Below are 25,511 nucleotides of genomic sequence, written 5' to 3'. Positions count from 1 at the left end.
CGCCTACGCGCCGATCAGCTCGCGCACGGTGGCCATGTCGCTGAACGGCAGCAGCTCGCCCCGGACGCTCTGGTGGGGTTCGCTGCCCTTGCCCGCGATGAGCACGATGTCGGCCGGTCCCGCCTCCACCAGCGCGGCGGCGATGGCCAGGCGGCGGTCGGTGATCCGCTCGAACGGCGTCCCGGTCGACGCGATGCCCGGGGCGATCTGGTCGAGAATGGCCTCGGGGTCCTCGTGACGGGGATTGTCGGACGTCAGGACGCACAGGTCGGAATGGGCCCCGGCGATGGCGCCCATCTCGGCGCGCTTGGTGGTGTCCCGGTCGCCGCCGCAGCCGAAGACGGTGATGAGTCGGCCCCGGGCGAAGCCGCGGATCGTGGTGAGGACCTTGCTGAGCGAGTCCGGCGAGTGGGCGTAGTCCACGATCACCGAGGTGCCGCCGGGCGTGTGGAGGCGTTCGAATCGGCCGGGGATCTGCGGCATTCGTTCCAGCGCGTCGACCAGACCGGCCAGGCCGTGGCCGAGGAGGTGGCAGGCGGCCACGGTGGCCAGCGCGTTGGACACCGAGAACCGGCCCGGCGAGGGAATCGCCGCCGGGTACTTGCGGCCGTCGTGGTGCAGGGTGAACCGGGTGCCCGAGGCGTCCACGGTGAGGTCGCTCGCGCGGTAGTCCGCGTCGCCGTCCAGCGCGTAGGTGGTCACGGCGTCGGGCATCAGCTCCCTGATCCCGGCGCCGACCGGGTCGTCGGCGTTGACCACGGCGCGGCGGCACAGTCCCTGGAAGAGGCGGAGTTTGGCGTCCCGGTAGTTCGCCATGGTGCCGTGGTCGTCGAGGTGGTCCTGGGTGAGGTTGGTGAAGACGCCGACGTCGATGAACGTACGGTCCAGCCGGTGCGTCAGCAGTCCCATGGAGGTGGCTTCCAGGACGACGCTGCCGGTGGCGCGGTCGCGCATGTGCCCCAGCAGATACTGCAGATCGGGCGATTCCGGGGTGGTGAGCACCGAAGGAGGCATCGGGATGGGCTCGTCCCCGATGCGGCTGCCGGCGGTACCGATCACTCCGACCCGGGTTCCCTCGGCGAGCCGCAGCACCGACTCCGTCATGTACGAGACGGAGGTCTTGCCGTTGGTCCCGGTGATGGCGATCAGGTCCATCGCCCGGCCCGGTTCGCCGAAGTAGCGGGAGGCGAGGACCGCGGCGGCCTTGCGGACGTCGGGGACGCGTACGGCGCACACGTCGCCCAGCGCCGCGGGCAGCGGCGGCGCCTGTTCGTCCACGAGTACGGCGACGGCGCCGCGAGCCACCGCCGGGGCGACCGCTTCCGGACCGCCGGCGGCGTGGCCGGGCACCGCGGCGAATACGGAACCCGGGGTGACCCGGTCAGCGTCGAACGTCGCCCCGGCGGTGACGTCCGTGCGGGCGGCCGTCCCCCGCAGCACGTGGTGGTCCTGCCCGGCCATGAGGTCGCTCAGCTTCACGATGATCCCTTCGAGTGCGGCGCGGGCCGGGTGGTGCGGCCGTCGCCGGGAAGCGGCCCGGGCGGGTGCGCCATGGGCCGCGTGGTGCTGTGGAGCCGGTCGTGACGCTCGCGTCCGGCGAACGCCGGAGGCGAGGGTGGGCTCCGGCGCTCAGCGGGCCGGAGAGGTGGTGACGGAGGGGTGGGGCGGAGAGGAGTCGGGGCGGGCCGAGAGGCGATGACGCCGGGGCCGGGAACGCCGGGTGCAGCTGTCAGGCACCGCCGCGTAGAGCGCTAGCCGTGGCCGTGCAGTGCGGTACGGCCCGTTCCCGGCGCCGCGTCGGCGGGCACCGGAGGCACAGCCGCGAGAGCGGCGGCCGGGGGCAGCGCGGAGGCGGCCCGGTGCGGGCGTGTCCTCGGCTCTGCGCTGCGTCCCATGGGGCGAGTGTACGTGGGGTGGGAAGACCCCCCGTCCGCCCCGACCGGGGCAGTCACCGGGGCGGATGCCGCGATGGACATCGAGGGCGGGCCACCGGAGGGGGGAGGCGGTGGGGAGGCGGTGGGGAGGCGGTGGGGAGCATGCGGGGGCAGCCCCGGCAGCCGGCTGAGCGGGGGCGTGGCCCGTCGGCGGCACCACGCCGCCGGGCGGCCGCTGCCCTTCCGGCCGTCCAGGAAGCCAACCCGTGCCAGGACGCGGGAGGCCGCCCCGTACCAGGACGCGGGAGGCCGCCCCGTACCAGGACGCGGGAGGCCGCCCCGTGCCAGGACATTCGACGGTGCGGACGTCGCGTGCCAGGACATTCGACGGTGCGGACGTCGCGTGCCCGACCCCGCGCCGGGGGCTCGACGAGCCCCCGGCCGAGCACCGGCCGAGCAAGGGCCGAGCACCGGAATCCGATCTTCCCTTTGCGGTCGGCGCGGGACCGGAGTGCAATTGCGTACAGGGACACCGGTATCGGTACTCCTGGAGGAAAGGACGCGCCATGAGCGACACCGACTGGGGGGACGACGTCTACCAGCCCCAGGAGCCCGAGGCTTCCGACCCCGGAGAGCAGCTCGGCGCCGAGGACACGCTCATGGATCCGTCCGGCACCGGCGACCCCCTGGACGAGGGGTACTCGCCTCCGGACCGCCCGTGGGCCGTGGACGGCCTCGGCACCACGGCCCGTGAGCAGCACACCGGCGAGTCCCTCGAAACACGGCTGACCAGGGAAGTACCCGATTCCGACGGCTTCGCCGGTGACGGTGTGGGCGATCTGGCGGGCGGTGACGGGGAGCCCTGGGACGACGAGGTCGGCGTCGCCCGCGCCGGCCGGCTGAGCCAGCAGGCCGACGGGCGCGCCCCGGCCACCCTCACCGCCGGTGACGTGGGCATCGACGGCGCGGCGGCGTCGGCCGAGGAGGCCGCCATGCACGTGATCCCCGAGCCGGGGGACGACGACGCGCTCCTGGAGGCCGGTCCGGCACCCGGGTCCGGCCCCGCCGGCGGCGACACGGCCGCCTCGCCGTCGCCCTGAGCGGGCCGCGGGCGAGCGCTCGCCCGCACCGAAGAGGGCGGCGGCCCGCTCCCGTGAGCACGGCGGTCCCCGCGCCCGCACTCCCCGACGGGTCCGCACCACCGGTTCGGCCACCGCGCCGGGGATTCGAGGGCCGAGCCGAGCCGGCCGGTGCGCGGCCCGGCGGGCGCTCCCCCGGCCGGCGCTCCCGGGATGCGGCTGGTCGCGCGACGTGGGTTAGTGGCTGCGAGCCCAGTTGCCTGTCACCGTCCCCGGTCGCCGACACACCGCTGTCCGTTCCTCGTGGTCCGGTACGGCGCCACGGTCGGTTCCTCGCCCCACCCACGTATCGCCGTCCGTCCGTCCCCCAGCCCCCCGGCACCGCCGGCCCACCTCGCCGCCCCTCCTCGCAACCGCCCGGCCGCGCACCCCCTTCTCGCCGCCCACGCACCACCGCCGTCCGCCCACGCACCACCGTCCGTCCTCGACGCCCACGCACCACCGCCCATACACCGTCGTAGTGGAGTGCGCGCATGCCCGACCCCGTCCCCGAGCCCGTCTCCGTCCAGCCCGTCGTGGGGCCGTTGACCAGTGCGGCGCTGTTTCTCGTCGGCACCATCGAGCCGGGCGGTGAGAGCGCGGTGCGGGACGTGCTGCCGGACCTCGCGGCCGTCGCGCGGTCGCTCGGCTTCCGGTACCCGGACTCCGGTCTCGCCTGTGTGGCGGGCTTCGGCTCCAGCGCCTGGGACCGCCTGTTCGCCGGGCCGCGCCCGGCTCGCCTCCACCCGTTTCCGGAGCTGCGAGGGCCGCTGCACCACGCACCGGCGACCCCCGGAGACGTGCTGCTGCACATCCGGGCGGAGCGGATGGACGTCTGCTACGCGTGGGCGGCCCAGTTGCTCGACAAGCTCGGCGGGGCCCTGCGGATCGTGGACGAGACGCACGGCTTCCGCTATCTCGATCACCGGGACCTGCTCGGCTTCGTGGACGGTACGGAGAACCCCGTCGGCGACGACGCCCGGTCAGCCGCGCTGGTCGGCGCGGACGATCCACCGTTCGAGGGCGGCAGCTACGTCGTCGTGCAGAAGTATCTGCACGATCTGGCCGCCTGGAACGCGCTCCCCGTCGAGGAGCAGGAACGCGTCATCGGCCGCACCAAGTTCGAGGACGTGGAGTTCCCCGACGAGGACAAGCCCGCCGACTCCCACATCGCGCTCAACACGATCACCGACCCGGACGGCGCCGAGCGCGACATCCTGCGGGCGAACATGCCGTTCGGGAGCTTCCGGGACGGCGAGTTCGGTACGTACTTCATCGGGTACGCCGCCGATCCCGACGTGACCGAGCGGATGCTCCGCAATATGTTCCTCGGGGATCCGCCCGGGACGCACGACCGCATCCTCGACTTCTCCACGGCGGTCACCGGCTCCCTCTTCTTCGCCCCCCGCGCCGGCTTCCTCGACGCTCCGCCGCCCCCGCCCGTCCTGGCCCGATCCGGGGACAGGCCGGAACCAGTGCCCGCACCGGTCCGGCAGGAGCCGGTCGCGGCAGGTCCCGACCACGGTTCGCTGCGCATCGGCAGCCTGCAGGAAAGTGCCCAGTGATGAAAAATCTGCACCGCGAACTCGCACCGGTCACCCCGTCCGCCTGGGGCGAGATCGAGGAGGAGGCCCGGCGCACCTTCCGCCGCCACGTCGCCGGCCGCCGGGTCGTCGACGTGTCCGATCCGGCGGGTCCGACGCTGGCCGCCGTCGGCGACGGCCATCTGACCGGCATCGACCCGCCCACCCCGGACGTGGTGGCCCAGGCCCGTACGTCCATGCCGGTCATCGAGTGGCGGGTGCCGTTCACGGTGACCCGCCGGGCCGTGGACGATGTGGAGCGCGGCTCCGCCGACAGCGACTGGCAACCGGTCAAGGACGCCGCGCGCACCTGTGCCTTCGCCGAGGACATGGCGGTCATCGACGGGTACGGGGCGGCCGGGATCACCGGTCTGCGGGACGGCTCCTCGCACGATCCACTGCCGTTGCCGGCCGACGCACGGGACTACCCGGTGGCGGTCGGCCAGGCCGTGACGCGGCTCCGGCTGGCCGGTGTCGACGGACCGTACCGGCTGCTGCTCGGCGCGGACGCGTTCACCGAGGCGGCCGAGACCTCGGACCACGGATATCCGGTCAAGACACATCTGAGCCGCCTGGTGGACGACGAGATCCTGTGGGCGCCCGCGGTCAAGGGCGGAGTGCTGCTGTCCACCCGGGGCGGGGACTTCGAACTCTGCCTGGGCCAGGACCTGTCGATCGGCTACGCGGACCACGACGCCACCAGCGTCCACCTCTACTTCCAGCAGGCGTTCACCTTCCGGATGCTGACGCCGGAAGCCGTGGTCGGCCTGATCGCCTGACCGCCCGGGGGCGCTCACCCGCGCGAGGCCGGGCGGCCGAGCGCCCCCGTTCCGCCGACGACCCGGGGGCAGCCATCAGGGACTCTGGCCGCATGACGCAGACGACTTCCGCACACCACGGGGGCGGCACCGCACCGACCCCCGCTTCCCTGGACTCCACCGCACATCTGGACGCCGCACGCCTCGACGCACCCGCACGCTTCGACGCCGTCGTCCGGGCTGCCGTCGAGCAGGGGCTGCTGGGCGAGAGCGGCCCGGTCGCCGGGTTCATCGACACGGACGGGGTGCGGGCCTCCGTCGTGGCCCTGCACGACGCCTTCGCCGCGACGCCCGGGGTGCTGCACACGTTCGCGGCCAAGGCGTGCTCGCTCATCCCGGTACTGCGGCTGCTCGCCGACCGGGGCATGGGGTGCGAGGTGGCGAGCCCCGGCGAGCTGCGGCTGGCCCTGGAGGCGGGATTCACCGCGTCCCGTGTGGTCCTCGACTCCCCCGCCAAGACCCGTGAGGAGATCCGGCTGGCGCTCGCCCTCGGCGTGGCCGTCAACGCCGACAGCCTCGACGAACTGCGCCGCGTCGACACCCTCCGGAATCCCGGCACCGCCTCGGTCATCGGGCTCCGGGTCAACCCCCAGGTCGGCGGTGGCTCGATCGGACCGATGAGCACCGCGACGGACACGTCGAAGTTCGGGGTGGCGCTCCGTGACCCGGGGGCCCGCGAGGCGATCGTCAGAGCCTTCCGGGAGCGGCCGTGGCTGACCCGGCTGCACGCCCATGTCGGTTCCCAGGGCTGCCCGTTGGAGCTGATCGCGGCCGGGGTGGCCCGGACGTACGAGCTGGCCGAGGAGATCAACGACACCCTGGGCGTCCGGCAGGTCACCAGTCTCGACATCGGTGGCGGGCTTCCGGTCAACTTCGCCGGCGAGACCGTGCACCCGACCTTCACGGAGTATGTGGCGGCCCTGACGGCGGCCGCGCCGGGCCTCTTCTCCGGGCGCTACTCGCTCGTCACGGAGTTCGGCCGGTCGCTGCTGGCGAAGAACGGATTCATCGGGGCCCGGGTGGAGTACACGAAGGACGCCGGAGGCCGCCGGATCGCGCTCACCCACGCGGGAGCCCAGATCGCCACCCGTACCGTCCTCATGCCCGACGCCTGGCCGTTGCGGATCGCGGCGTTCGGCCCGGACGGCGCCCCCAAGGAGGGCCCGGTACTGGCGCAGGACATCGCGGGGCCGTGCTGCTTCGCGGGGGACGTGGTGGCGTACGGCAGGGAGCTGCCGGAGCTGGCCGAGGACGATGTGGTCGTGCTGTACGACACGGGGGCGTACTACTTCTCCACCCCGTGGGCGTACAACAGCCTGCCCCGTCCCGCGGTGTACGCCTTCCGGGCGGTGGCGGAAGAGGACGGCCGGGGCCAGGATGACGCGGGCCGGAACGAGGTGAGTGAGGACGACGCGGGACGGGAGCGGTCGGGGCGCGGCGGAGCGGTGACCTTCACGACCGTGCGGGACGCTCAGTCGATGGACGACATTGCGGCGGAGAGCGGCCTCGCGCACGCGGACGCGCTGATCGAGCGGGACGACTGAGCCGGCGGGGCCAGCTTGCCGGAGCGGAACCGCACGGAACGGACCTCGCGGCACGGCACGGAACGCCGCGTCGCCGCATGGAACGGCCCCGTGCGGCGCCGGGCGCCCGGTCGGGCCGGACTGGTGGAACGCATGGTCTCCGTGCTCAGGACCGACCGCCATGACGCGGTGCCGTCCCTCTCCCGGCCGTTCGCCTCCGGACCCGGGCAGAGAGCCGCCGGCAGTCCGGCCCGCCCCGGTCCTGCCGGGGCGGGCCGGAACCGGGCCGCCGTCACGTCCCGGCGGGCTGGGGCTCGGGCTCCGGTTCCGGTACGGGGTCCGGGCTCGGCCCGGGCGGCTGCGGGATCGGGTCCGGTGCCGGACCGGGCGGCATCGGCCCGGGGCCCGGGGGGACGGGCGGCGGGCTGGGTACCGGAGTGGGCGGGCCCGGTACGGGGGGAGGAGTCGGCGAGGGCGGTACGGGGTCGGGGTACGGGTGGGTCATCGCGATCCTCCACAACGGCACGAAAAGGACAGATGGAGCTTCCCTCCACCGTCTCCCGATGCGGCTGCCCGCGCCTGCCGAATCCACACGTGCGCCCGGCGGCAGTGGTACGCGCCGGGCGGTCCGGAGGGGGCAGGACTCCGGCGACGCGCTTGGACCTTCCGGGTCCACGACCCGGGCCTCCGGCGTGAAAGGCGCCCCGTGCCCCCACCGCATGTCGTCGCCGACGACGCCCATCCGGACGACCGGGCCCCCGTTCCGAAGAGGCGCCCGGCGCCCGGCTCGCCCTGGAGCACGGCCCCTGCGGACCCGCGCGCGTGAGATGCCCGGGTCAGAACAGTTCGGGATGGTTCCTGAGCTGCCGCTCCGCCTCACGGACGAGCTCGGCCGACGCCTCGGGCGCCTCGTCGGGGTGGCGCTGAGCCCACTTCGCCGCGTACGGGCAGAGCGGTACGACGGCGACACCCTCGCGCGCGGCCATGGCGTAGAACTCCCGGACGAGCGCCCCCGCGATGCCCTTGCCCTCGTGTTCGGGCCGGACGACCGTGTGCACGGCCACGAGTGCGCCGGGGGCCGGCTCCATGGCGAAGTAGGCCACGGTCCCGGCCGGCCGGCCGTCCTCGTACGCCACGAGGCTGCCGCGTTCCCGGTCGTCCCTGATCTCTACAGCCGCGCTCTCCGCCATGGCTCCTGCTTCCTCGTTCGTCAGCCCAGGACGTCGCTCGCCCGGGAAACGCGGACGGCGGACTCAGCCGCCCGCGACAACAGCGTGCGGGCTCCGCTCCGTGCGGGTCCCGGGAACCGGCGCCGAGGCGTCCGCACCGAGCGCCGCGATCCGGTTGTCCGCGTCCACGTGCACCACCCGCGGCACGAGGGCACGGGCCTCCGCGTCGTCGACCTGTGCGTAGCTGATCAGGATGACCAGGTCACCGGGGTGCACGAGATGCGCGGCCGCGCCGTTGATTCCGATGACGCCGGAACCGCGCTCTCCTTCGATGACGTACGTCTCCAGGCGGGCCCCGTTGTCGATGTCAACGATATGGACCAGCTCGCCGGGCAGCAGGTCGGCGGCCTCCATCAGGGCGGCGTCGATCGTCACGGAACCCACATAGTGCAGGTCGGCCTGGGTGACGGTGGCCCGATGAATCTTGGACTTGAACATGGTACGCAGCACTGTGGACTCCTCGAAGACGGCTCCCTGCCCGCTTTGTGCAGGTCAAGGGCGTCCTTCACTGTACAGCGAAGGCATCGAACACGAAGATCCCATGGACCACCGGCCTGGTCCACGGGCCAGGAACATCACCTGGACTTCCGGGCGGAAAACCGAAGCACGGCCGCGCCGCCCGCCCGGAAGGCCGCCCCCCGTCCGGGACGCCCGGCAGAACGGGCGTCAGCGCGGTCGGACACCCCCTCGCCGGCAGAGGCCGGGACGGCGCCGTCGACCGGAGTGGCCCCTGGAGTCGAGGCACGGACGGCCACACGGATAGCAATGACATTCATTTTCATGTAGCGTCTGCCTCGCTCACCGATCGCACCCGGAGGTCACCATGGCCGTACCCAAACGCAAGATGTCGCGCAGCAACACCCGGCACCGCCGCGCGCAGTGGAAGGCCACACCATCCCAGTTGGTGACGGTCACGGTGGACGGCGCTCCCCACCTCGTACCCCAACGGCTCGCCAAGGCGTACGAGCGGGGTCTGCTCCGCCCCGAGAGCTGACACGGCATGCACGACGCACCCTCGCCGCGCCTCCCCGTCACCGTGCTGTCGGGTTTCCTCGGCGCCGGAAAGACCACCCTGCTCAACCACGTCCTCGGTAACCGCGAGGGCCTGCGCGTCGCCGTCATCGTCAACGACATGAGCGAGGTGAACATCGACGCCACCCTCGTACGCGGCAGTGGATCCGCCCTGTCGCGCACCGAGGAGCGCCTGGTCGAGATGACCAACGGGTGCATCTGCTGCACCCTGCGCGACGATTTGCTGGAGGAAGTCGACCGGCTGGCGCGCGAGGGGCGTTTCGACTACCTCCTCATCGAGTCCTCCGGCATCTCCGAGCCCATGCCGGTGGCGGCGACCTTCGCCTTCGCCCGCGAGGACGGCGCCACCCTCGGTGACCTGGCCCGTCCGGACACCATGGTCACGCTCGTCGACGCCGCCAACTTCCTGCCCGAACTGGCCGGAGGCGACGAGCTGACCCAACGCGGCCTTGACCAGTACGAGGACGACGAACGCACCGTCAGCGATCTGCTGATGGATCAGATCGAGTTCGCCGACGTCATCGTTCTCAACAAGATCGACCTCGTCGACACCACCTCCGCCGACCTGCTCCGAGCCACCCTCTCGCGGCTCAACCCTGCCGCCCGTGTCGTGTCCGCCGAGCGGGGCCGCGTACCGGTCGGCGAAGTCCTGGGCACCGCGAGGTTCGATCTGGAGCGGGCGCAGCAGGCTCCGGGCTGGGTCAGGGAACTCAACGGTGACCACGTTCCCGAGACGGAGGAGTACGGCATCTCCTCGACCGTCTTCCGTTCAGACACTCCCTTCCACCCCGGGCGACTGTGGTCGTTCGTGACGGAGGCGCTGGACAGCGGCATGTACGGACAGGTCCTCAGATCGAAGGGCTTCTTCACCCTCGCCACTCGCTCCCGTGTAACGGGGCTGTGGTCCCAAGCGGGTTCAGTGGTGCGCTTCGAGCCCTACTCCGCTCGCGACACCGACCGCCTCCACGTCCAGGAACTCGTCTTCATCGGAACCCAGCTCAAGGCGGCGCGCCTGCGGGCAGCCCTGACCGCCTGCCTCATGCGGGAAGCCGAAGCCCGGCCGGCGGCCGACCCCTTCCCCGCCTGGGACACCCACGGCTTCGACGATCTCCGCGCGCATGAGCACGACCCCCTCACCACCGTGGCGGGGCGCTGAAACTCCGGGCCGGGCGGTGGTCGCAGCCACGGCACCGTCCGGCCCGGTGCACACCTGCTCGGGAGAGGCCGCTCATGGCCGGCGGAAGGAAGCCGGAACCGGGTGCGGTACAGGAGACGCTCCGCCGCCGCTCCCGGCCGTCCGCGAGGGGCGCGGCCAGGATTCCGCCGTATGTAGTGTGCGGAAATGACGAGAAGCGAGCGACTCGCGGACCAGTTGGACTGGTACTGGAGCAAGAACCTGCGGCCACGGCTGGAGGGTCTTACCGACGAGGAGTACTTCTGGGAGCCGGTGCGCGGCTGCTGGAGCATCCGCCCACGTGGCACGTCGGCCGCACCGGTCTCGGAAGGCTCGGGGGAATGGACGATGGACTTCGCGTCCCCTGCCCCGGTGCCTGCGCCGGTGACCACGATTGCCTGGCGGCTGGCGCACATCATCGTCTCCTGCCTGGGCTACCGGGTCGGATGGCACTTCGGCGGCCAGGACCTCGAAACCCAGGCATTCGCGTACGCGGGGACCGCTGACGAGGCGCTGAATCAGCTCGATGAGATGTACGGGAGATGGAACGCGGGGGTCCGCGAGCTCTCGGACGCCGACCTGGACAATCCGCCCCTCGCGGGTCCCGAGCGGTTTCCCATGGAGAACAGGGTCCTGCACGTCAACAGGGAGCTGATCCATCACGGCGCCGAGATTTCCCTGCTGCGCGACCTCTATCACCGGCAGGACGGAGCCGTACCGCGCCGAATATGACTGATCACCTGTCAGCGTGACAGCAAGCACGCGGAACGCACCCCCGAGAATGGGGTGCATTCCGCATTCTCGAATGGCGCACGCGAAACAGTCAGTGGTCGTCCCAGTGGCCCCCGTGAGCCGCGTGCCGGTGGCCGTCGTGCAGGTAGTCCATGTGGTCACCGTGGGGAACCGCCACATGCCCGCAGCCCTCGCCGTGTGCGTGGGCGTGTTCGGAATGCTCCCGGTGCTCGGCGACCTCGCACTCGTCCACGTGGCCGTCGTGCTCGCGGTGCAGGTGCCCGTCGTGCACGTAGTCGACATGATCGCCGTGAGGGACCGCCACGTGCCCGCAGCCCGCGGCGTGCGCATGGTCATGACCGGGGTGCGGTTGATGTTGCAGGGATGTCGCCACTTCACTCATCTCCATGAATTCAGACCACCGCGCTTTTCGCGGCGGCAGTTCCTTTCAGCGTTCTCCTGTTTTCCACCCTCGCGGCCGAGGCTCCCACAGAGCACGTGCCTCGGCAAGCAGGCTAATTACCCGGCGTGCTATCGATAACGATTCTCGGTGCTATTCCCGAGTATGCATTTCGCCGGCTTCGGTGTGCACTGTCCACTCCGGGACCTGCTGAATGGCCGGCCTCCCCGGTCGGCAGGGCACGCCCCCGGTCGGCAGGGCACGCCCCCGTTCGGCGACTCCTGGCGGAGATCCGCGAGGTGCTGGCAAGCTGGCGGGTGTGACAGCGTCCGAGACGGCACCCGGCACCACGATCGCCCAACTCAGCCGGCCCCATGACGCCACCGACTCCGTCCGGCGGGACCTCGTCGCATGCTGGACGGCGGTCGTCAACGCGGGAGGGGCCGTCGTCCCGATGGGCTGCCCGCTCCCGCCGGTGACCGAGGCCGCGCTCCGCCCGGCGGTCGAGAGGATCACTCGGGAACTCTCCCCCGACCACAGCAGACTCCTCGTGGCGACGGTGGACGGCGCACTCGCGGGCTGGCTGCTGCTGCGCCGCGAGGCACATCCCCTCGCGGCGCACTGCGGCGTCTTGAACCACGTCCAGACACACGTGCGCTTCCGGGGCAGAGGCGTCGGCGCCGCGATGACGCGGCACGCCCAGGGCGTCGCGCGCGACGAGATGAGGCTGGAGCGGTTGCAGCTCGCCGTACGGTCAGGTCTGGGGCTGGAGGAGTTCTACCGCAAGGCGGGCTGGACGGAGGTCGGCAGGTGGCCGGGCGCACTGCGCGTGGCCCCCGGCGACGACCGCGACGACATCCTGATGAGTCTGGCCCTGTGAGAGCCGCGGCGACTCCCGTCCCCCCAACGGCCTCAAGCGTCCGCTCCCGCCACTGACCTCAGGTTCCGGCGGGAGCGGGCAGCCCGCCCGTGTCCCCCATGACGGCCACCAGTACGGCGCTGTCTCCGAACTGCCAGACCGGCGCGACGTGGGCGAAGCCGGCCCGACGCAGCAGTGCGGCGTGTCGGCTCACCGTGACCTGCTCGTCGCCGCCGCCGGCCTGGAGCGCATGGCGCCGCCGGCGTTCGTCGAGCAGGTCGGCCAGTTCGGGGTCCCGAGCCGCGGCGTCCCACCAGGACTGCCAGTCCTCGCGCTCGTGGCCGCCCGTGCGCTCGGACCTGCGACGGCCCACATGGGCGGTGAGCCCCGAGCAGGCCGCCGCGTCCGGCGGGAAGTGGTCCCCGTTGACCAGGACGCCGCCGGGGCGCAGCAGGGACGCGAGGGCACGGTAGGTGCGCAGCAGCACCGGCTCGGACAGGTAGTGCAGCGCGGTCGTCGAGACGGCGGCGTCCAAGGGACGGCCCAGCGGGAGGGCGTCGGCCCAGCCGTCCGCTCCGATGACGGTGTCGACGTAGCGGGCGGCGTCGGCATGGTGGGTGCGCGCCAGTTCCAGCAGCACGGGGTCCATGTCGGCGGCCACGATCTCGGCGTGCGGGAACCGGTCGGCGAGCCGGGCTGCCAGGGAGCCGGGGCCGCACCCGAGGTCCAGCAGCAGGGGGTCGGCGCGGCCGACGACGGTGTGCTCGACGACATCGGCGATCACGGTGAACCGCTCCTCGCGGTCCACCGCGTACCGCTCCTGCTGGCGTTCCCAGCGCTCGACCCAGGTCCTGGCCGTCGCCATGCTCACACCCATAGCGTGCGTCACCTCGTCTGTCTCTCGTCCGTGCGGGGGCACCGACGGATCTACAGATGGTAACGATTATCAATTGCCATTCACGCCAACGACGCGAGGACGGTCAGCAGCCGGTCGATCTCCTCCACCGTGTTGTACACGTGCAGGCTCACGCGCACCGAGGCGTCCCGGCCGTCCGAGCCGGCCTGGCACAGATGGTCGGCCCGCACCATGAAGCCGTGGCTGAAGAGAATGAACCCGAGATCGTCTGAGGGGATGTCGCGGTGCCGGAAGGTGACGATGCCGCGTCGGCGCTGCTCGGCGGGCAGGGCGGAGTCGGCGGCCAGGCTCGCGCGACAGCCGACGACCTCGTACGGACCCAGGCGCCCGAGCCGGTCCGTCAGCCGGGTGGTCAGCATGGTCGTCCAGTGCGCGACGCGCTCCGGTCCGATCGTGTCGAGCCAGTCGAGAGCGGCCCGCAGCGAGACGATGCCCGTCGTGTTGGGCGTACCCTGCCAGCCGTCCGGCCGGAACACCGGCCCCCGCGCGTTGCGCGCCCAGACCGCCCCTGAGCCCGGCAGAGCCATCGCCTTGTGCCCGGAGAAGACCACGAAGTCCACGTCGAGGGAGGGATCGTCGAGGTGGACGGGCAGGTGGCCGACGCTCTGCGCCGCGTCCAGGCAGATGGCCACGTCCGGGCCGACCGCTTCTCGGACGCGGTGCACGTTCATGTCGCCGCCGTAGACGTGGTGGACGTGGGTGGCGGCCACGAAGCGGGTCCGCGGGCCCACGGCCCGGTCCAGGGCCAGATGGTCGTAGTCCCCGGAGCCCGCTTGGTACGGCAGCGCCCGCACCCGCACGTCGACGCCGCGCTCGGCCAGCAGCCGCCGGGCCTCGATCCAGGGGTCGAGGTTGGCCCGGTGGTCGGCGTACGGCACGAGGATCTCGTCCCCGTCGGTGAGGTACGGCACGAGCCAGTCCCGGGCGACGGTACGCAGGCCCTCGGTGGTGCCACTGGTGAAGTGGACGCCGGAGCGGCCCGGTTCGGGGTCGTGGAGGAACTCCTTGACCCGTTCCCGGGTCGACTCCACCAGCTCCGTCGTCCGGTTGGCCCAGGGGTAGGTGCCGCGGCCGGCGTTGGCGTTCGACGTCGTGAGGTAGGTCTGAACGGCCTCCAGCACGGCACGTGGCTTCTGGGACGTGGCAGCGCTGTCGAGGTATGCCAGCTCGGGGTGCGCGGTGACGATGGGGAACTGTTCCCTCGCTTCCTGCTGCCAGAGCGGGTTCTCAGGCTCCGGGGAGGGGAGCGGGCCGGCCGGGCTCATTCGCGCACCAGCGGTGCGCCCGCGTCCCGCCAGGCGACGATCCCGCCGGCCAGACTGCGGACGTCCGGGTGGCCCATCCGGGACAGTGCGGCAGCGTAGCGCAGTGATTTCTCGCCGACGGGACAGGCGAGCAGTACGGGCGTGCGCTTACTGAAGGGGAGCCCCCCACGGAGCAGGTCCTCGAACACCTCGTCGACGATGTTGACCGAGCCCTCGATGTGCAGGGCGGCGTAGGCGTGCGGGCTGCGCAGGTCGACGACGAGTGGACGAGGATCGCCCTCGGCAGACCAGCGCCGGGCGTCGTCCACCCCGATGACGCGAGCCTCCGCACGGGCCTCGGCGTCGGTGACGGCCGCCGCGGACCGCCCACGGCCCGTTCGGCCCAGGAGCTCCGGGCGCCGCTGGCGCACATAGCTGAGGTAGCTCTCGGCCCGGTCGCACACGATGAACACCGCCGTGCGGCGCTGCCCCGTCCCGTCCAGCTCGTCGTCGGCGTACCGCAGTTGCCGAACCGCCCCTTGGTAGGCGGCGCCGCCGGTCGGTCCGCTCAGCAGTCCGCAGCGGCGGATCAGGGTGATCATGCCGTCGATGGCCTCGTCCGAGGTGACCGACTCGATGATGTCGTACGTCGCCGGGTCGAACAGGCCGACCTGGTGGACCTCGTCGATGGTGCGGATGCCCGGTATGAAGTCCGACTTGTGGGCGACCAGGCCGAGGACCCGCACGCGCTGGTCGTGCTCGCGCAGGACCCTGGCGACACCGGTCGACGAACCGGCCGTACCCACGCAGGCGATGAACCAGTCCGGCGCCCGGCCGTCCAGATCCTTCACGATCTCGGGGCCGGTGCCCTCCGCGTGGGCCTCGACGTTGCGGGGGTTGAAGTACTGATCGGTGTGCAGATACGTGCTTCCCGGGTCGGAGAGCGCCCGGTGGAAGTGCGTCAGCGGGTCGTCCGTGTCGGTCGGATCGAGGCACTCGCTGCGCCCGGGGAGTTCCTCGATCTCCGCGCCGATGAGCAGCAGGAGTTCCTTGATCTCGGGTACGCGCATGCGGTTGGTGACGCTCTTGAATTTCACGCCGTGCATACCGGCCAGCAGGGCCAGCGCCTTGGCGGTGTTGCCGCTGGAAAGTTCCACCACCGTCCCGTCACCGTCGGCGGCAGCCTCCAGGTGGGGCCGGGCCATGTGCCACGCGGGCCGGTCCTTGACAGACCCGAACGGGTTGAGCATCTCCAGTTTGGCGTAGAGGTCGACGTTGCGCAGGCCGTGCACGGCGGGATCTATGCGCACCAGAGGCGTGTTGCCTATGGCCTCGGTGATGCTGTCATACCTCATACGACGGCTCCCCCACGGGTGTGATCGGCCAGTAGTCCTCGTCCGGGCACCAGTTCCAGGACTCGCCCCTCCGCTCCACCGCGACCGTCCGCGCGACCGGCTGCCGCTGCGCGCGGTGGGCGTGGAAGTCCATGGCGTATCCGGCGGTGTTGACGAAAGCCAGCAGGTCTCCCGCTCGCGGCAGCCGGGGCAGGTAGACCGAGCGGCGCGTGATGAGGTCGCCTTCCAGGCAGAGGTTGCCCGTGAGGTAGACGCCGATCGGCCCCCCGTCACCGGCCGCCGCTTCCGCGCGCGGCAGCAGCACGGGGTCCACCAGGACTCCGTGCTCCTCCAGGCTCATGTCGCCCGCGTTCATGGCGAGGTGGACCAGGTGGTGTCCGGAGTCCGTGTCCACGGGGCGTACGTCCAGCACGCGCGCGAGCGACAGTCCGCACTGGTCGACGAGAGAGCGCCCCGGTTCGATGTACAGGTCGTGGAGGTGCTCCAGCAGGAGGGTGGCGGGCGGGCGGCCCAGCACCGGCGCGGGCAGGGAGAGCAGCTCGTCGAGGTAACCGGGGCCCGCGGTGGGACGGTGCGCGGGGTACAGCGCGGCGGCACCGCGGACCGTGCCGCCCTCGTTGCGCAGCCCGTATCCGTGACCGCGCCAGGTCAACGGCGGGCGGACACCGAGCACCGCCTCGGTCAGCGCGGTGGTCCACCGCTCCCACTCCTGCGCCTCGGCGACGTATCCGACGCCGAACCCACCCCCGATGTCGAGGGCGCGCGGCGAGAACCCCCGTGCCCGGCATGCGTCCATGAACAGCACGCACTGCTCCAGCGCCCGCGCCTTCTCCTCGACGCCGGTGGTGTCGAGGTGGTAAGCGGCGCCGACGAACTCCACTGTCTCCGCGTTGCGTTCGAGCGCCGACAGCAGCGCCTCGGCGCCCCGTACGGGAGTGCCGAACCGGCTGTGCCGGGAGAGCAGCCGGGTGCCCGCTCCCTCGCGGCCGGAGGCGTGCTCGAACCCCGACAGGCGCACCAGCACGGCGACCCGGCCGAGCCCGTGCGCGCGCACCAGGCCGGAGAGCCGATCGAGTTCGCCGGGCGAGTCCAGGTTGACGGTCGCGCCGACGCGGGCCGCCAGCCAGAGGAACGCGGCGTCCTTGGGGCCGGTGGCCATGATGCGGTCGCCGGTGAATCCGCACCCCAGTGCGTGCCTCAGCTCCGCCACGGAGGCGACGTCGACGCCGACGGCGGCCGGGTCCTCCGCCGCCAGTCGTCGCAGCAGGGCGCTGGAACGATTCGCCTTGTGTGCGAAGTACACGCGCCCGGTGAGACGGTGACGGCGGTAGACGGCACGGAAGCGGGCGGCGTTCTCGGCCACGGTCTCGGGGAGCAGCACATTGAGCGGCGAGCCCAGAGCGTCGACGAGCGAGTGCAGGAAGAGCCGGTCCGTCAGCAGTGCGGCGAGCGGCGGTTCCACCCTGGGCCTCAGATATAAGGGCGCGTCCACGTAAGACCTCTCCCGGTGTCGGCCGACCACCGAAGCGGCGATCGCTCGGGAGTAGTCGTTTCCAGGTACAACCGCTCCTAAGCCTCACCGGTCCGGTTCCCGGAGCGCGGTCCTGTGCTCGGGGAGAGGGCGTTGAGGCCGCGGTCGAGCGCGCCGCCGTGGTTGCGTGTGCCCTCGCCGTCGCGGGGGCAAGCCGGGGCGGCGGCGAGGGCACACGTACGGTCGAGGTGGTCAGTGTCCGGCGACGACGCCCGACAGCTCATTGGTGCTCTTCGGCAGGGTGACGGAGGTGATCTTCTTCCCCGTCTCCACGTCGATGGCGTGCAGCGCCTTCTTGCCGGGCTCGGAGACGTACGCGACGTGCCCGCGCACGAACAGGGTGGGCCGGGCCTGCTGCCAGTCCAGCGGCTCCTGCCAGTCGCCCACGGCGGGGATCTTCTTCTCGATCTCGCCGGTGTCCGGGTCGATGACGTGGATGGCGCCGTCGGTTCCGAGGACCAGGGCCTCGCCGTGCGGGCCGCGGGCCAGCGAGCGGAAGGAGTAGCTGGTGCCCAGGTCCACCAGGCGCAGCTTCTTCTTCTCGGTGTCGATGAGGGAGACGCGGGTGGGGCGTTCCAGCTCGGCCTCGGGGTCGGTCTTGTAGTCGCCCAGCAGGACGGGCGAGGCGTCGCTGCCGGCCTGGTTGCCGATGCGGCCGTAGTCGTCAGGAGAGTCGATCTTGGTGAACGTGCCGTCCTTGTAGATCAGGATGCCGTCCTCGCAGCCGACGCCGACGGCTTCGCCCTTGGCCGCGGCCTCACCGTGGACACCGGGACAGTCCTCGCTGCGCGCGATCTCCTTGTTGTTCCGGTCCAGCACCAGGGCGCCGGTGCGCTTCTCCTCGGTGCCCAGGGTGCTCACGAGTTCGCCGTCGGCCAGTTCGATGGCGACACCGTGGTGCGGCTCGGCGGAGGTGTAGGTGCGTCCTGCCGGCTTCTTGCCTCCGCTCAGTGCGGCGGGGTCGAAGACGTTGACCTCTCCGGTGCCGTCGGTGAAGAGCACGGTCTTCGCGGCGTGGCGGACTACGTGGCCCGGCTTGGCGCCCTTGTACTCGATGCCGGTCAGGGCCTGGCCGGTGGCGTCCAGGACGCGGAATCCGCTGTCCGTGGAGACCATGACGTGGTCCTTGTCGCCTGCGGGGTTGACCCGGTTGAAGCCGGGCAGGTCAACGGTCTTGGCGAGCTGGAGGCTCTCGCCGTCGAGGATGTACAGGCCGCCGTCGAAGGTGGCGACCAGCGGCTCCTTGACCGCCGCCGCGGGCGTGGCGCCGGCGGTCCCGTCGGGCTTGGTGTCGGTGGAGGAGGAGCTCTCTCCTCCACAGGCGGTCAGAACCGTGGAGACGGCCAGAACCAGGGCCGTGCCCGCGAGGGCTCTGCCGCGTATCGACTTGTTCATCGGTCTGTTCCTTTCTGCGCCGCGCGGTGGCGGCATGGGGGTACGACGAGCCGGCGCCCGATGGGCGGGCGTGCCGGGAGGATCGGAGGGTCAGTCGCCGGTCAGGCCGGTGACCATGGCGGTGGTGTTGGCGCGCATCATCCGCAGGTAGGTGTCGGCGCCCGCACCCTTGGCGGTCAGGGACTCCGAGTGGAGTTCGACGACACGAACCCCGCCGCCCATCTCCGTCCGCAGTACCTCGGCGAGCCGTTTGGGCTGGGAGGAGTCGGCGAAGACCGTGCGCACGCCCGCTCCCTTCATCGCCACGGTGAGGGAGCGCAGGTCCGAGGAGCTGGGTGAGGCCAGCGTGGTGCCGCTGGGAATGACCGCGCCGATCACCTCGAAGTCGAAACGGTCGGCGAGGTAGCCGAAGACATGGTGGTTGGTGACCAGGGCCCGGTGGTCCGCGGGGACTTTGCCGAAGGACTTCTCCATCCAGGTGGTGAGGTCTGCGAGTCGCTTCGCGTAGCGGTCGGCGTTGGCCCGTACGGTGCCGGGGTCCACGCTGTCGACGTGCTCGACGACCTGGTCGGCCAGCAGGCCGGTGACTTTGCGCATCCGGTCGGGGTCGGTCCAGAAGTGCGGGTCGCTCTGTCCTTCCTCGCCCTCGGGGCCGCCGTCGTCGGCGGTGTGGAAGGTGAGCGGGTCGGCTGCCTCTCCGGCCGCGAAGGTGGCGACACCGGACTCGCGGGCGGCGTCCACGTGCCGCAGTACGTTCTCCTCCAGGCCCAGCCCGTTGTAGACGATCAGATTGGCCTGTTCCAGCTCGGCTGCCTGCACCGCCGACAGCCCGAAGGAGTGCGGGTCGGCGTTGGGCTTCATCAGGACGGTGACGTCGGCCTCGTCGCCGACGATCTCGCGAGTGACGTCGCCGAGGATGTTGGTCGTGACGACGATGCTGGGCTGGTCGTCGTCGGTGGTGCAGGCGGTGGCGGTCACGGCGGTCACGAGGGCGAGCAGAACCGCGATCAGGTGTCGCGGGCGAGCGGCGCCCGCTCCCGAGCGACGCTTCGCCCGGCTCATCGTCCGGCCTCCGCCATGAGGACCGGCTCGATGTCCAGGTCGAAGGAGCGTGCGACGCGCAGGCCGTCGTTGTAGTCGATCTCGAAGACCTGCTTGCCCTCGGGGTCGTTGACGTAGGCGCGGCTGCGGTCGACCTCGATGACGGGGGCGCCGGCGTCGGAGTCGTCCCGTTCCCCCGCGGTCAGCAGCGGCTCGGTCCGTGCGGTCTGCTTTCCGGTCGCGATGTCATAGCCGTGTACGGAGCCGTCGGTCTCCAGAACGAGCAGCGGGGAGCCCTCGCCGGCGGTGTTGACCGCGACGACGGGTCCGGTCTCCATCCGCTTCCAGGTCCGCTCGGTCACGTCGAGGACCCAGACGCCCTCGTCTCCGGCCTGGGCGGTGAGGGTGTCGCTGCCGGGACGATGGCGGAAGGCGGTGGCTCGTTCCTCCTCCGGGACGCGCTTTCCGTACGGGATCTTCTCGGCGGTGAAGGCGCCGTCCTGCGCACGCACGAGCAGGGCCCCGTCGGCGCAGCCGAGGATCACTCCGCGCCGGGTGACGGCGTCTCCCCGGGGCGCCTCGCACGTCACGTCCGGGGACTCCACGTGTTCGCCCTTGCGGTCGAGGACGACGAGTTCGGTGGCACTGCCCTTGTTCGCGAAGGCGAGCAGGCGTTCCTCGTACGGCACGACGGCGCCGGTGTAAGTGCCGTGCAGGGTTCGGGGAGTTGCGATCTGCCCCTTCTCCAGCTTGCTGCGGTCGTAGAGGAGGGTGCGACCGCTCTCGTCGGTCACCGCGGTCACGGCGACATCACCGCGTATCTGCGCTTGGCCGCCCGCAGGAAGCTCACCCAGGTCCCGCGTCGCCGCGCTGTAGTAGTGGACGTGGTCGCCGTGGTCGACCATCCAGGCGCCGCTGTCGAGCACATGGGTGCTGCCGGGGGCGTGGAGGTAGCCGAACCTGCCGTCCATGGAAAGCCGAACGGCGTCCTTCACCTCGGCCGTGCTGTGCACCTTGCCGGTGACGAGGTCGAGGACTCTGGTTTTCCCGCTGCCGGGGTCGTTCAGGAGGAGCCGGGACTGCTGCTCGGCGGCCTCCTTCGCTCCCTCGACGTACCCGTGCGGAGTGGCGGGTGGGGGATTCGCCGCGGATCTCCCGGCGTTGGGCTCCTTCCCCGCGCAACTCGTGGTGAACAGCGCGGTGAGCACCAGTGCGGCCGATGCCCATGGAGTGACGTTTCTGCGGACGGTCATGATGATCGCCTCTGACTTCTTTCAGTTGACTTCGCGTAGGGGTGCCGTGGGGTGGACCTCGCGTGTGCGACGGTCACGCAGGCCGGACAGCACGTGGGAGAGGAAGAACAGGCTCACCGCGAGGGCCGCGACGGTCGCACCGGCCGCGGTGCTCAGATGCCAGGACAGCAACAGGCCGCCGAAGGTGGCCGAGGCGCCGAGCAGAGCGGCGAGCACCATGACCCCGCGCACGGAGCGGGCCCAGGGCAGAGCGGCCGCCGGCGGTGCGATGAGCAGCCCGAGGACGAGCAGCGTTCCCACGATGTGGAACGAGGCGACGATCGCCAGGCCGAGCAGGCCGAGGAGCACGGCGTGGGCCAGGCGCGGCCGCAGCCCCAGGGTGTGGGCCTTGCGCGAGTCGAACGCCAGGGCCAGGAAGGCCCGGTGCCCGAGGACCGACACCGCCAGCGCCGCGAGCAACGCCGCCGCGAGCACGAGGAGATCCTGCCGCCTCACGGCGAGGACGTCCCCGAAGAGGAAGCCGGTGAGGTCGACAGCGAAGGACTGCGAGCGCGACACGATGATCACGCCGAGCGAGAGCATGCCGACGAACAGCAGCCCGATACCGGTGTCCTGCGACAGCCTCGGGGTACGGCCCAGCGCGGTGACGCCCGCGGTCATGACGGCGGCGCTGACCACCGCGCCCACCATCAGATTGCCCCCGAGGAGCGCGGCGACCGCGACGCCCGGCAGCAGCCCGTGCGACATGGCGTCGCCGAGGAAGGCCATCCCCCTCAGCACCACCCAGGTGCCCGCCAGCGCACAGATGGCGGATACCAGCATCCCGCCCCACAGGGCCCGCTGCACGAAAGTCACCTCGAACGGGACCGTCAACCATTCCATGCCCCGCAGAGTACAATGAAAATCATGTTCAATAAACCGCTCCCCTCACCTTCCCCACCCCTCGGTCGGACCGCCTCCCTCCGCTTCTCGGGGCTGTGTGCCGGCTATTCGGGGCGCCCGGTACTCCGTCAAGTGAGCGGGGAAATAAGTGCGTTGGCCATGACGGTGCTCGTCGGCCCGAACGGCAGCGGCAAGTCGACCCTGCTCGGCGTGCTGGCCGGTGTGATCAAGCCGACATCCGGCGATCTCCTCCGCACCGGTGACCGGCCGCCCGCCTTCGTGCCGCAGCGCGGAGCAGTCGGCGACACCCTTCCCCTCACCGTTCGGCAAACCGTGGAGATGGGGCGCTGGGGCGAGCGCGGCCCGTGGCGCCGGCTCACCGCACACGACCACGCGACCGTGGACACGGCGCTCGACCGGCTCGGCATCGGCGACCTCGCCTCGCGCCAACTGGGCGAGCTGTCGGGCGGACAGCGTCAACGTGCGCTCATCGCCCAGGGTCTGGCGCAGGAGTCGGACCTGCTGCTCCTCGATGAGCCGACCACCGGCCTGGATCCGGAGGCGAGGGAGCGGATCGGCGCGCTGCTGACGGCGCTGGTCGCCGACGGGTTGACGATCGTCCAGGCCACGCATGATCTTGAGGTGGCGCGCGCGGCGGACGCCTGCCTCCTGCTCCAGGACGGCCGCCTCACCGGGCAGGGGCGACCGGACCGCGTCCTCACCCCGTCCTCGCTGACCCGGATCCGGCGAACGCTCTGAGGAGCCCCGGCTCACATAACCCCACTCCCGTACGCCTCCGCGCGAGGACGGCACAAGCGTCCGCAGCGCCCCTCTCGGAGCGTCAGCGATCGCCGCCGCGGTCCGGGCGGCAGTCAGGAGCGGAGGCGGCCGACCGGACGCGAGCCACGCCCCGCTGCGGCCGGCGGACCCGGGCCCAGGTCCCGCCGGGTCCCTGGCTCGGCTGCGCGGCACGACGAGACGGCGCCCTCAGCCGTCCCCCGAACCGTGACGCGGGGCGGGCCGACCGGCCGGCCGGGCCGAGCGCGAACGGTCAGCGTCTGACCAGGCAGAAGGGGTGCCCGACGGGATCGGTGAGGACCCGCGCCTCGGCCTCGTCATGAGGCTGGTGATCCGGCTTGGCCGCACCCAGCGCCAGCAGTCGGGTTTCGACCTCGTCCAGGCCGTCCTCGATCCCCACGTTGAAGCAGAGGTGCAGCTGCTGGGGGACTGTCTGGCCGGGCCAGCTCGGAGCCCGGTAGCCGTCGACCCGCTGAAAGCCGATGAGGAGTTGATCCTCGCCGATGAGCCCCGCGAAGTCGGCGTTCGACTTCGGATGCGGTTCGAGGCCGGTGGCCTGCTGGTAGAACTCCGCGAGAACCAGTGGCTCAGGACAATCGAGTGTTATCGCACCCAACTTGATCTGCAGTGGCATGGCATCTCCCGGCCGGTCAGTGGATCTTGTCGCCGCACACCCTAAGGGTTGTCCCACGACTCGCGCCCCCTCGCCCGAGCCTCCGCCTCCCTGACCCGGACAGCGGTTCCCGGGGCATGTCGGCGGTGCGGCCCGCCCACCGCCGGGGCCACCGGGCGACGCGTTGGCAGGATCATGACACCATCCGCAACATCCTTCGCTTACACGGAAGTCGACGCCACAATTGCGGTTCCGCGCCCCGACGGACGCGGAGGACGGTACTCGCGGACACGAACGGAGTCGCACATGAGCGGTGCGAAGAGGGTTCTTCGCCAGATGGCGGTAGGAATGAGCTCCCTGCTCACAGCGGTGGGCATCACGATGGCGGCGGCGTCCCCCGCCTCAGCGGTGGACTACTACTACGAGCTGCCGTACCCGGCGGGTGAGGCGTACACGGTCACCCAGGGCCCGGAGGGCACGTACTCGCACACCGGCCCGTACAACGAGTACGCCTGGGACTTCGGGCTTCCCGCAGGCTACGAGGTGTCCGCCGCGCAGGCCGGAACCATCGTCTTCTCCAACTGGTCGCCGTACTGGCAGAACGGCATCGAGGTGCTCATCCGGCATTCGAACGGCCAGTGCACTCACTACGCGCACCTGAACCGGTCGTTCTACGAGCCGGGCGACTGGGTCCCCCAGGGCCGGATCGTCGGCTGGTCGGGCAGCACGGGCGCTTCCACGGGACCGCATCTGCATTTCCAGGTGATCGACTGCAACAGCCGCGTGGGCCTGCCCGCCACCCTTCAGGGCTGGACGCCGTACACCGGGACGCGCCCGGTCAGCGTGAACCACTACGCCTGACACGGCCGGCCGCCCGCCCGCCGGCCCGAGGAAGGTCTCGCCCGAAGCCCCGCCGCCCCGCGCCCTACCAGCTGACCCGGAGCCGCAGCGGGCTGCGGGAGGTCGTTCCGGTCCGCCAGACGACCGGGCCGGCGGGGGCGGCCAGGCGCAGGTCCGGGAAGCGGGCGGCCAGGCGGTGCAGGGCGAGGTGGAGCTCCGTGCGGGCCAGCCAGGCGCCGAGGCAGTAGTGGGGGCCCGCGCCGAAGGAGAGCGTGGGGGCCTCCAGCGGGGCGAACAGGTCGTCGAGGGTGGCGGGCGGAAAGACCTCGGGGTCCCGGTTGGCCATCCCGCAGTCGGCGAGCACGATCGCGCCGGCCGGGATCGTCACCCCGCCGAGCTCGACGTCCGTGGCGGCGTGGCGGGTGCTGCCCCGGTCGTCGCCCAGCGGAACGAGGTGGATGAGGCGGTCCACGAGGTTCCCGGCGGCCTCCTCGTCGGCGCCGAGACGGAACCAGGTCTCGCGGCGTTCGCCCAGGAGGTAGAGCAGCGCGTTGCCGAGCATGGTCATCGTGCTGTCGTGGCCGCCGACGACAAGACCGCACACCAGGCTGACCAACTGGGCCTCGGGGACGTCTCCTTCCTCGTCGGCAGCCGCCACCAGGCCGCTGATCAGGTCCTCGCCCGGTGTCCGGCGCCGCTCGGCGAGGAGGTCCGCGCCGAACGCGCTGAACTCCTTGAGGACCGATGCCACCTGTTCGCCCTCGTGGGTGCCGTCGGAGAAGGCGTGTTCGCTCCAGTGCCGCAGCCGGTCCCACGCGGACTCGTCGAGCCCCATCAGCCTGCTGATCACCGCCACGGGCAGGGGGAGCGTGAACTCCGCGACCAGGTCGGCCGGTCGCTGCCGTGCCTCCAGCCGGTCGAGGAGGTCCTCCACGATCGCGGCGATCCAGGGACGCCAGCGGGCGACGGCTCTCGGGGTGAAGGCGCGGCGCAGGGTGCGGCGCAGCCGCAGATGGCCGGGTCCGTCCTGGTTGAACATCAGGTCCGGGTCGTTCACGAGGTCGGGTACGTCGGACAGGGCGGGCGCGTCGGCGGCGTACAGCTGGGCCCGGCCGAACCGTGGGTCGGAGAGCACCTGGCGGACGTCGTCGTACCGGCTGACCAGCCAGGCGGGGCCGCCGCCCGGCAGCTCGGCGGGGCGGGGCGGCCCCGGTTTCTCGAAGACCAGGCGGTGCATCGGCTTCGGGGCGGGACCTGTGGGCTCGGTGGTGGTCAACGTTCCTCCCGGGTAGCGGCTTTGG

General features: G+C 71.6%; 25 protein-coding genes. 10 read left to right on the top strand and 15 right to left on the bottom strand.

Annotation, left to right across the window (positions count from 1 at the left end; genetic code table 11):
* Window positions 1–3 precede the first annotated feature (3 nt).
* Both ACIQMU_RS09195 and ACIQMU_RS09190 read right to left on the bottom strand, forming a co-directional pair.
* On the bottom strand, window positions 4–1,479 hold the full coding sequence (locus tag ACIQMU_RS09195) for a UDP-N-acetylmuramoyl-L-alanyl-D-glutamate--2,6-diaminopimelate ligase (RefSeq protein WP_352238690.1): 1,476 nt from the start codon (window positions 1,477–1,479) through the stop codon (window positions 4–6).
* 272 nt (window positions 1,480–1,751) lie between these two features.
* On the bottom strand, window positions 1,752–1,895 hold the full coding sequence (locus ACIQMU_RS09190) for a hypothetical protein (protein WP_352238691.1): 144 nt from the start codon (window positions 1,893–1,895) through the stop codon (window positions 1,752–1,754).
* 545 nt (window positions 1,896–2,440) lie between these two features.
* Here ACIQMU_RS09190 and ACIQMU_RS09185 point away from each other — a divergent pair.
* The 4 genes from ACIQMU_RS09185 to ACIQMU_RS09170 all read left to right on the top strand — a co-directional run bounded on the left by ACIQMU_RS09185 (window position 2,441) and on the right by ACIQMU_RS09170 (window position 6,937).
* Window positions 2,441–2,974 carry a DUF5709 domain-containing protein gene (locus tag ACIQMU_RS09185; protein ID WP_402688541.1) on the top strand — a complete coding sequence of 178 codons (534 nt, stop codon included), beginning with the start codon at window positions 2,441–2,443 and terminating at the stop codon, window positions 2,972–2,974.
* Between the two features lie 512 nt (window positions 2,975–3,486).
* Window positions 3,487–4,557, top strand: a complete 1,071-nt coding sequence (locus ACIQMU_RS09180) for a Dyp-type peroxidase (RefSeq protein WP_402688540.1) — start codon at window positions 3,487–3,489, stop codon at window positions 4,555–4,557.
* Window positions 4,557–5,354: a family 1 encapsulin nanocompartment shell protein gene (locus ACIQMU_RS09175; protein ID WP_402688539.1), complete on the top strand. Its 798-nt coding sequence runs from the start codon at window positions 4,557–4,559 to the stop codon at window positions 5,352–5,354. The genes ACIQMU_RS09180 and ACIQMU_RS09175 overlap by 1 nt, the downstream gene beginning before the upstream one ends.
* 92 nt (window positions 5,355–5,446) lie before the next feature.
* Complete coding sequence (locus ACIQMU_RS09170; protein WP_352238695.1) at window positions 5,447–6,937, top strand: diaminopimelate decarboxylase; 1,491 nt, start codon at window positions 5,447–5,449, stop codon at window positions 6,935–6,937.
* A gap of 815 nt (window positions 6,938–7,752) precedes the next feature.
* On the opposite strand, the gene ACIQMU_RS09165 is transcribed toward ACIQMU_RS09170, so the two are convergent.
* Complete coding sequence (locus ACIQMU_RS09165) at window positions 7,753–8,106, bottom strand: GNAT family N-acetyltransferase (protein WP_402688538.1); 354 nt, start codon at window positions 8,104–8,106, stop codon at window positions 7,753–7,755.
* A 63-nt stretch (window positions 8,107–8,169) separates the two neighbouring features.
* On the bottom strand, window positions 8,170–8,595 hold the full coding sequence (panD, locus tag ACIQMU_RS09160) for an aspartate 1-decarboxylase (protein ID WP_402688537.1): 426 nt from the start codon (window positions 8,593–8,595) through the stop codon (window positions 8,170–8,172).
* Window positions 8,596–8,968: 373 nt separating this feature from the next.
* Between panD and rpmF the strand changes: the two genes are divergently transcribed.
* From rpmF to ACIQMU_RS09145, 3 genes are all read left to right on the top strand, one after another.
* The gene (gene rpmF, locus ACIQMU_RS09155; protein WP_352238698.1) at window positions 8,969–9,139 is read left to right on the top strand and encodes a 50S ribosomal protein L32; all 171 of its coding nucleotides are present in this window, start codon (window positions 8,969–8,971) and stop codon (window positions 9,137–9,139) included.
* A 6-nt stretch (window positions 9,140–9,145) separates the two neighbouring features.
* Complete coding sequence (locus tag ACIQMU_RS09150) at window positions 9,146–10,333, top strand: GTP-binding protein (RefSeq protein WP_402688536.1); 1,188 nt, start codon at window positions 9,146–9,148, stop codon at window positions 10,331–10,333.
* 186 nt (window positions 10,334–10,519) lie between these two features.
* Complete coding sequence (locus ACIQMU_RS09145) at window positions 10,520–11,083, top strand: DinB family protein (RefSeq protein ID WP_352238700.1); 564 nt, start codon at window positions 10,520–10,522, stop codon at window positions 11,081–11,083.
* Between the two features lie 91 nt (window positions 11,084–11,174).
* On the opposite strand, the gene ACIQMU_RS09140 is transcribed toward ACIQMU_RS09145, so the two are convergent.
* Window positions 11,175–11,486: a hypothetical protein gene (locus ACIQMU_RS09140; RefSeq protein ID WP_352239000.1), complete on the bottom strand. Its 312-nt coding sequence runs from the start codon at window positions 11,484–11,486 to the stop codon at window positions 11,175–11,177.
* Between the two features lie 316 nt (window positions 11,487–11,802).
* On the opposite strand from ACIQMU_RS09140, the gene ACIQMU_RS09135 reads away from it, so the two are divergent.
* On the top strand, window positions 11,803–12,363 hold the full coding sequence (locus ACIQMU_RS09135; RefSeq protein WP_352238701.1) for a GNAT family N-acetyltransferase: 561 nt from the start codon (window positions 11,803–11,805) through the stop codon (window positions 12,361–12,363).
* Window positions 12,364–12,421: 58 nt separating this feature from the next.
* Here ACIQMU_RS09135 and ACIQMU_RS09130 read toward each other — a convergent pair whose 3' ends face one another.
* The 8 genes from ACIQMU_RS09130 to aztB form a co-directional block, all read right to left on the bottom strand.
* Window positions 12,422–13,219, bottom strand: a complete 798-nt coding sequence (locus ACIQMU_RS09130; protein WP_352238702.1) for a class I SAM-dependent methyltransferase — start codon at window positions 13,217–13,219, stop codon at window positions 12,422–12,424.
* 80 nt (window positions 13,220–13,299) lie between these two features.
* Window positions 13,300–14,523 (bottom strand): aminotransferase class V-fold PLP-dependent enzyme, encoded by a 1,224-nt coding sequence (locus ACIQMU_RS09125; RefSeq protein ID WP_352238703.1) that lies wholly within the window; start codon window positions 14,521–14,523, stop codon window positions 13,300–13,302.
* Window positions 14,520–15,857 carry a pyridoxal-phosphate dependent enzyme gene (locus tag ACIQMU_RS09120; protein WP_352238704.1) on the bottom strand — a complete coding sequence of 446 codons (1,338 nt, stop codon included), beginning with the start codon at window positions 15,855–15,857 and terminating at the stop codon, window positions 14,520–14,522. The genes ACIQMU_RS09125 and ACIQMU_RS09120 overlap by 4 nt, the downstream gene beginning before the upstream one ends.
* Complete coding sequence (locus ACIQMU_RS09115; RefSeq protein ID WP_352238705.1) at window positions 15,847–17,349, bottom strand: Y4yA family PLP-dependent enzyme; 1,503 nt, start codon at window positions 17,347–17,349, stop codon at window positions 15,847–15,849. Before ACIQMU_RS09115 ends, ACIQMU_RS09120 begins: the two co-directional genes overlap by 11 nt.
* Window positions 17,350–17,580: 231 nt before the next feature.
* Window positions 17,581–18,783, bottom strand: a complete 1,203-nt coding sequence (aztD, locus tag ACIQMU_RS09110) for a zinc metallochaperone AztD (RefSeq protein WP_352238706.1) — start codon at window positions 18,781–18,783, stop codon at window positions 17,581–17,583.
* 90 nt (window positions 18,784–18,873) lie between these two features.
* A complete protein-coding gene (gene aztC, locus ACIQMU_RS09105) occupies window positions 18,874–19,845 on the bottom strand; it encodes a zinc ABC transporter substrate-binding protein AztC (RefSeq protein WP_352238707.1) in 972 nt (323 codons plus the stop codon).
* A complete protein-coding gene (locus tag ACIQMU_RS09100; protein WP_352238708.1) occupies window positions 19,842–21,077 on the bottom strand; it encodes a hypothetical protein in 1,236 nt (411 codons plus the stop codon). The genes aztC and ACIQMU_RS09100 overlap by 4 nt, the downstream gene beginning before the upstream one ends.
* A 21-nt stretch (window positions 21,078–21,098) precedes the next feature.
* Window positions 21,099–21,959 carry a zinc ABC transporter permease AztB gene (gene aztB, locus ACIQMU_RS09095; protein WP_352238709.1) on the bottom strand — a complete coding sequence of 287 codons (861 nt, stop codon included), beginning with the start codon at window positions 21,957–21,959 and terminating at the stop codon, window positions 21,099–21,101.
* Window positions 21,960–21,974: 15 nt separating this feature from the next.
* Here aztB and aztA point away from each other — a divergent pair, with 15 nt between their 5' ends.
* Window positions 21,975–22,718, top strand: coding sequence for a zinc ABC transporter ATP-binding protein AztA (gene aztA / locus ACIQMU_RS09090; RefSeq protein WP_402688535.1), 744 nt, complete (start codon window positions 21,975–21,977; stop codon window positions 22,716–22,718).
* A gap of 292 nt (window positions 22,719–23,010) precedes the next feature.
* Here aztA and ACIQMU_RS09085 read toward each other — a convergent pair whose 3' ends face one another.
* Complete coding sequence (locus tag ACIQMU_RS09085; RefSeq protein WP_352238711.1) at window positions 23,011–23,391, bottom strand: VOC family protein; 381 nt, start codon at window positions 23,389–23,391, stop codon at window positions 23,011–23,013.
* A 327-nt stretch (window positions 23,392–23,718) separates the two neighbouring features.
* On the opposite strand from ACIQMU_RS09085, the gene ACIQMU_RS09080 reads away from it, so the two are divergent.
* The gene (locus ACIQMU_RS09080) at window positions 23,719–24,231 is read left to right on the top strand and encodes a M23 family metallopeptidase (protein ID WP_352238712.1); all 513 of its coding nucleotides are present in this window, start codon (window positions 23,719–23,721) and stop codon (window positions 24,229–24,231) included.
* A 64-nt stretch (window positions 24,232–24,295) separates the two neighbouring features.
* Here the strand turns inward: ACIQMU_RS09080 and ACIQMU_RS09075 are convergent, their stop codons facing one another.
* Window positions 24,296–25,486, bottom strand: coding sequence for a cytochrome P450 (locus tag ACIQMU_RS09075; RefSeq protein ID WP_402688534.1), 1,191 nt, complete (start codon window positions 25,484–25,486; stop codon window positions 24,296–24,298).
* Window positions 25,487–25,511 lie beyond the last annotated feature (25 nt).

This window comes from Streptomyces sp. NPDC091649 (genome assembly GCF_044756785.1).
In the GTDB taxonomy this organism is placed as follows: Bacteria; Actinomycetota; Actinomycetes; order Streptomycetales; family Streptomycetaceae; genus Streptomyces.
This window is presented reverse-complemented; position numbering and strand designations above follow the sequence as displayed.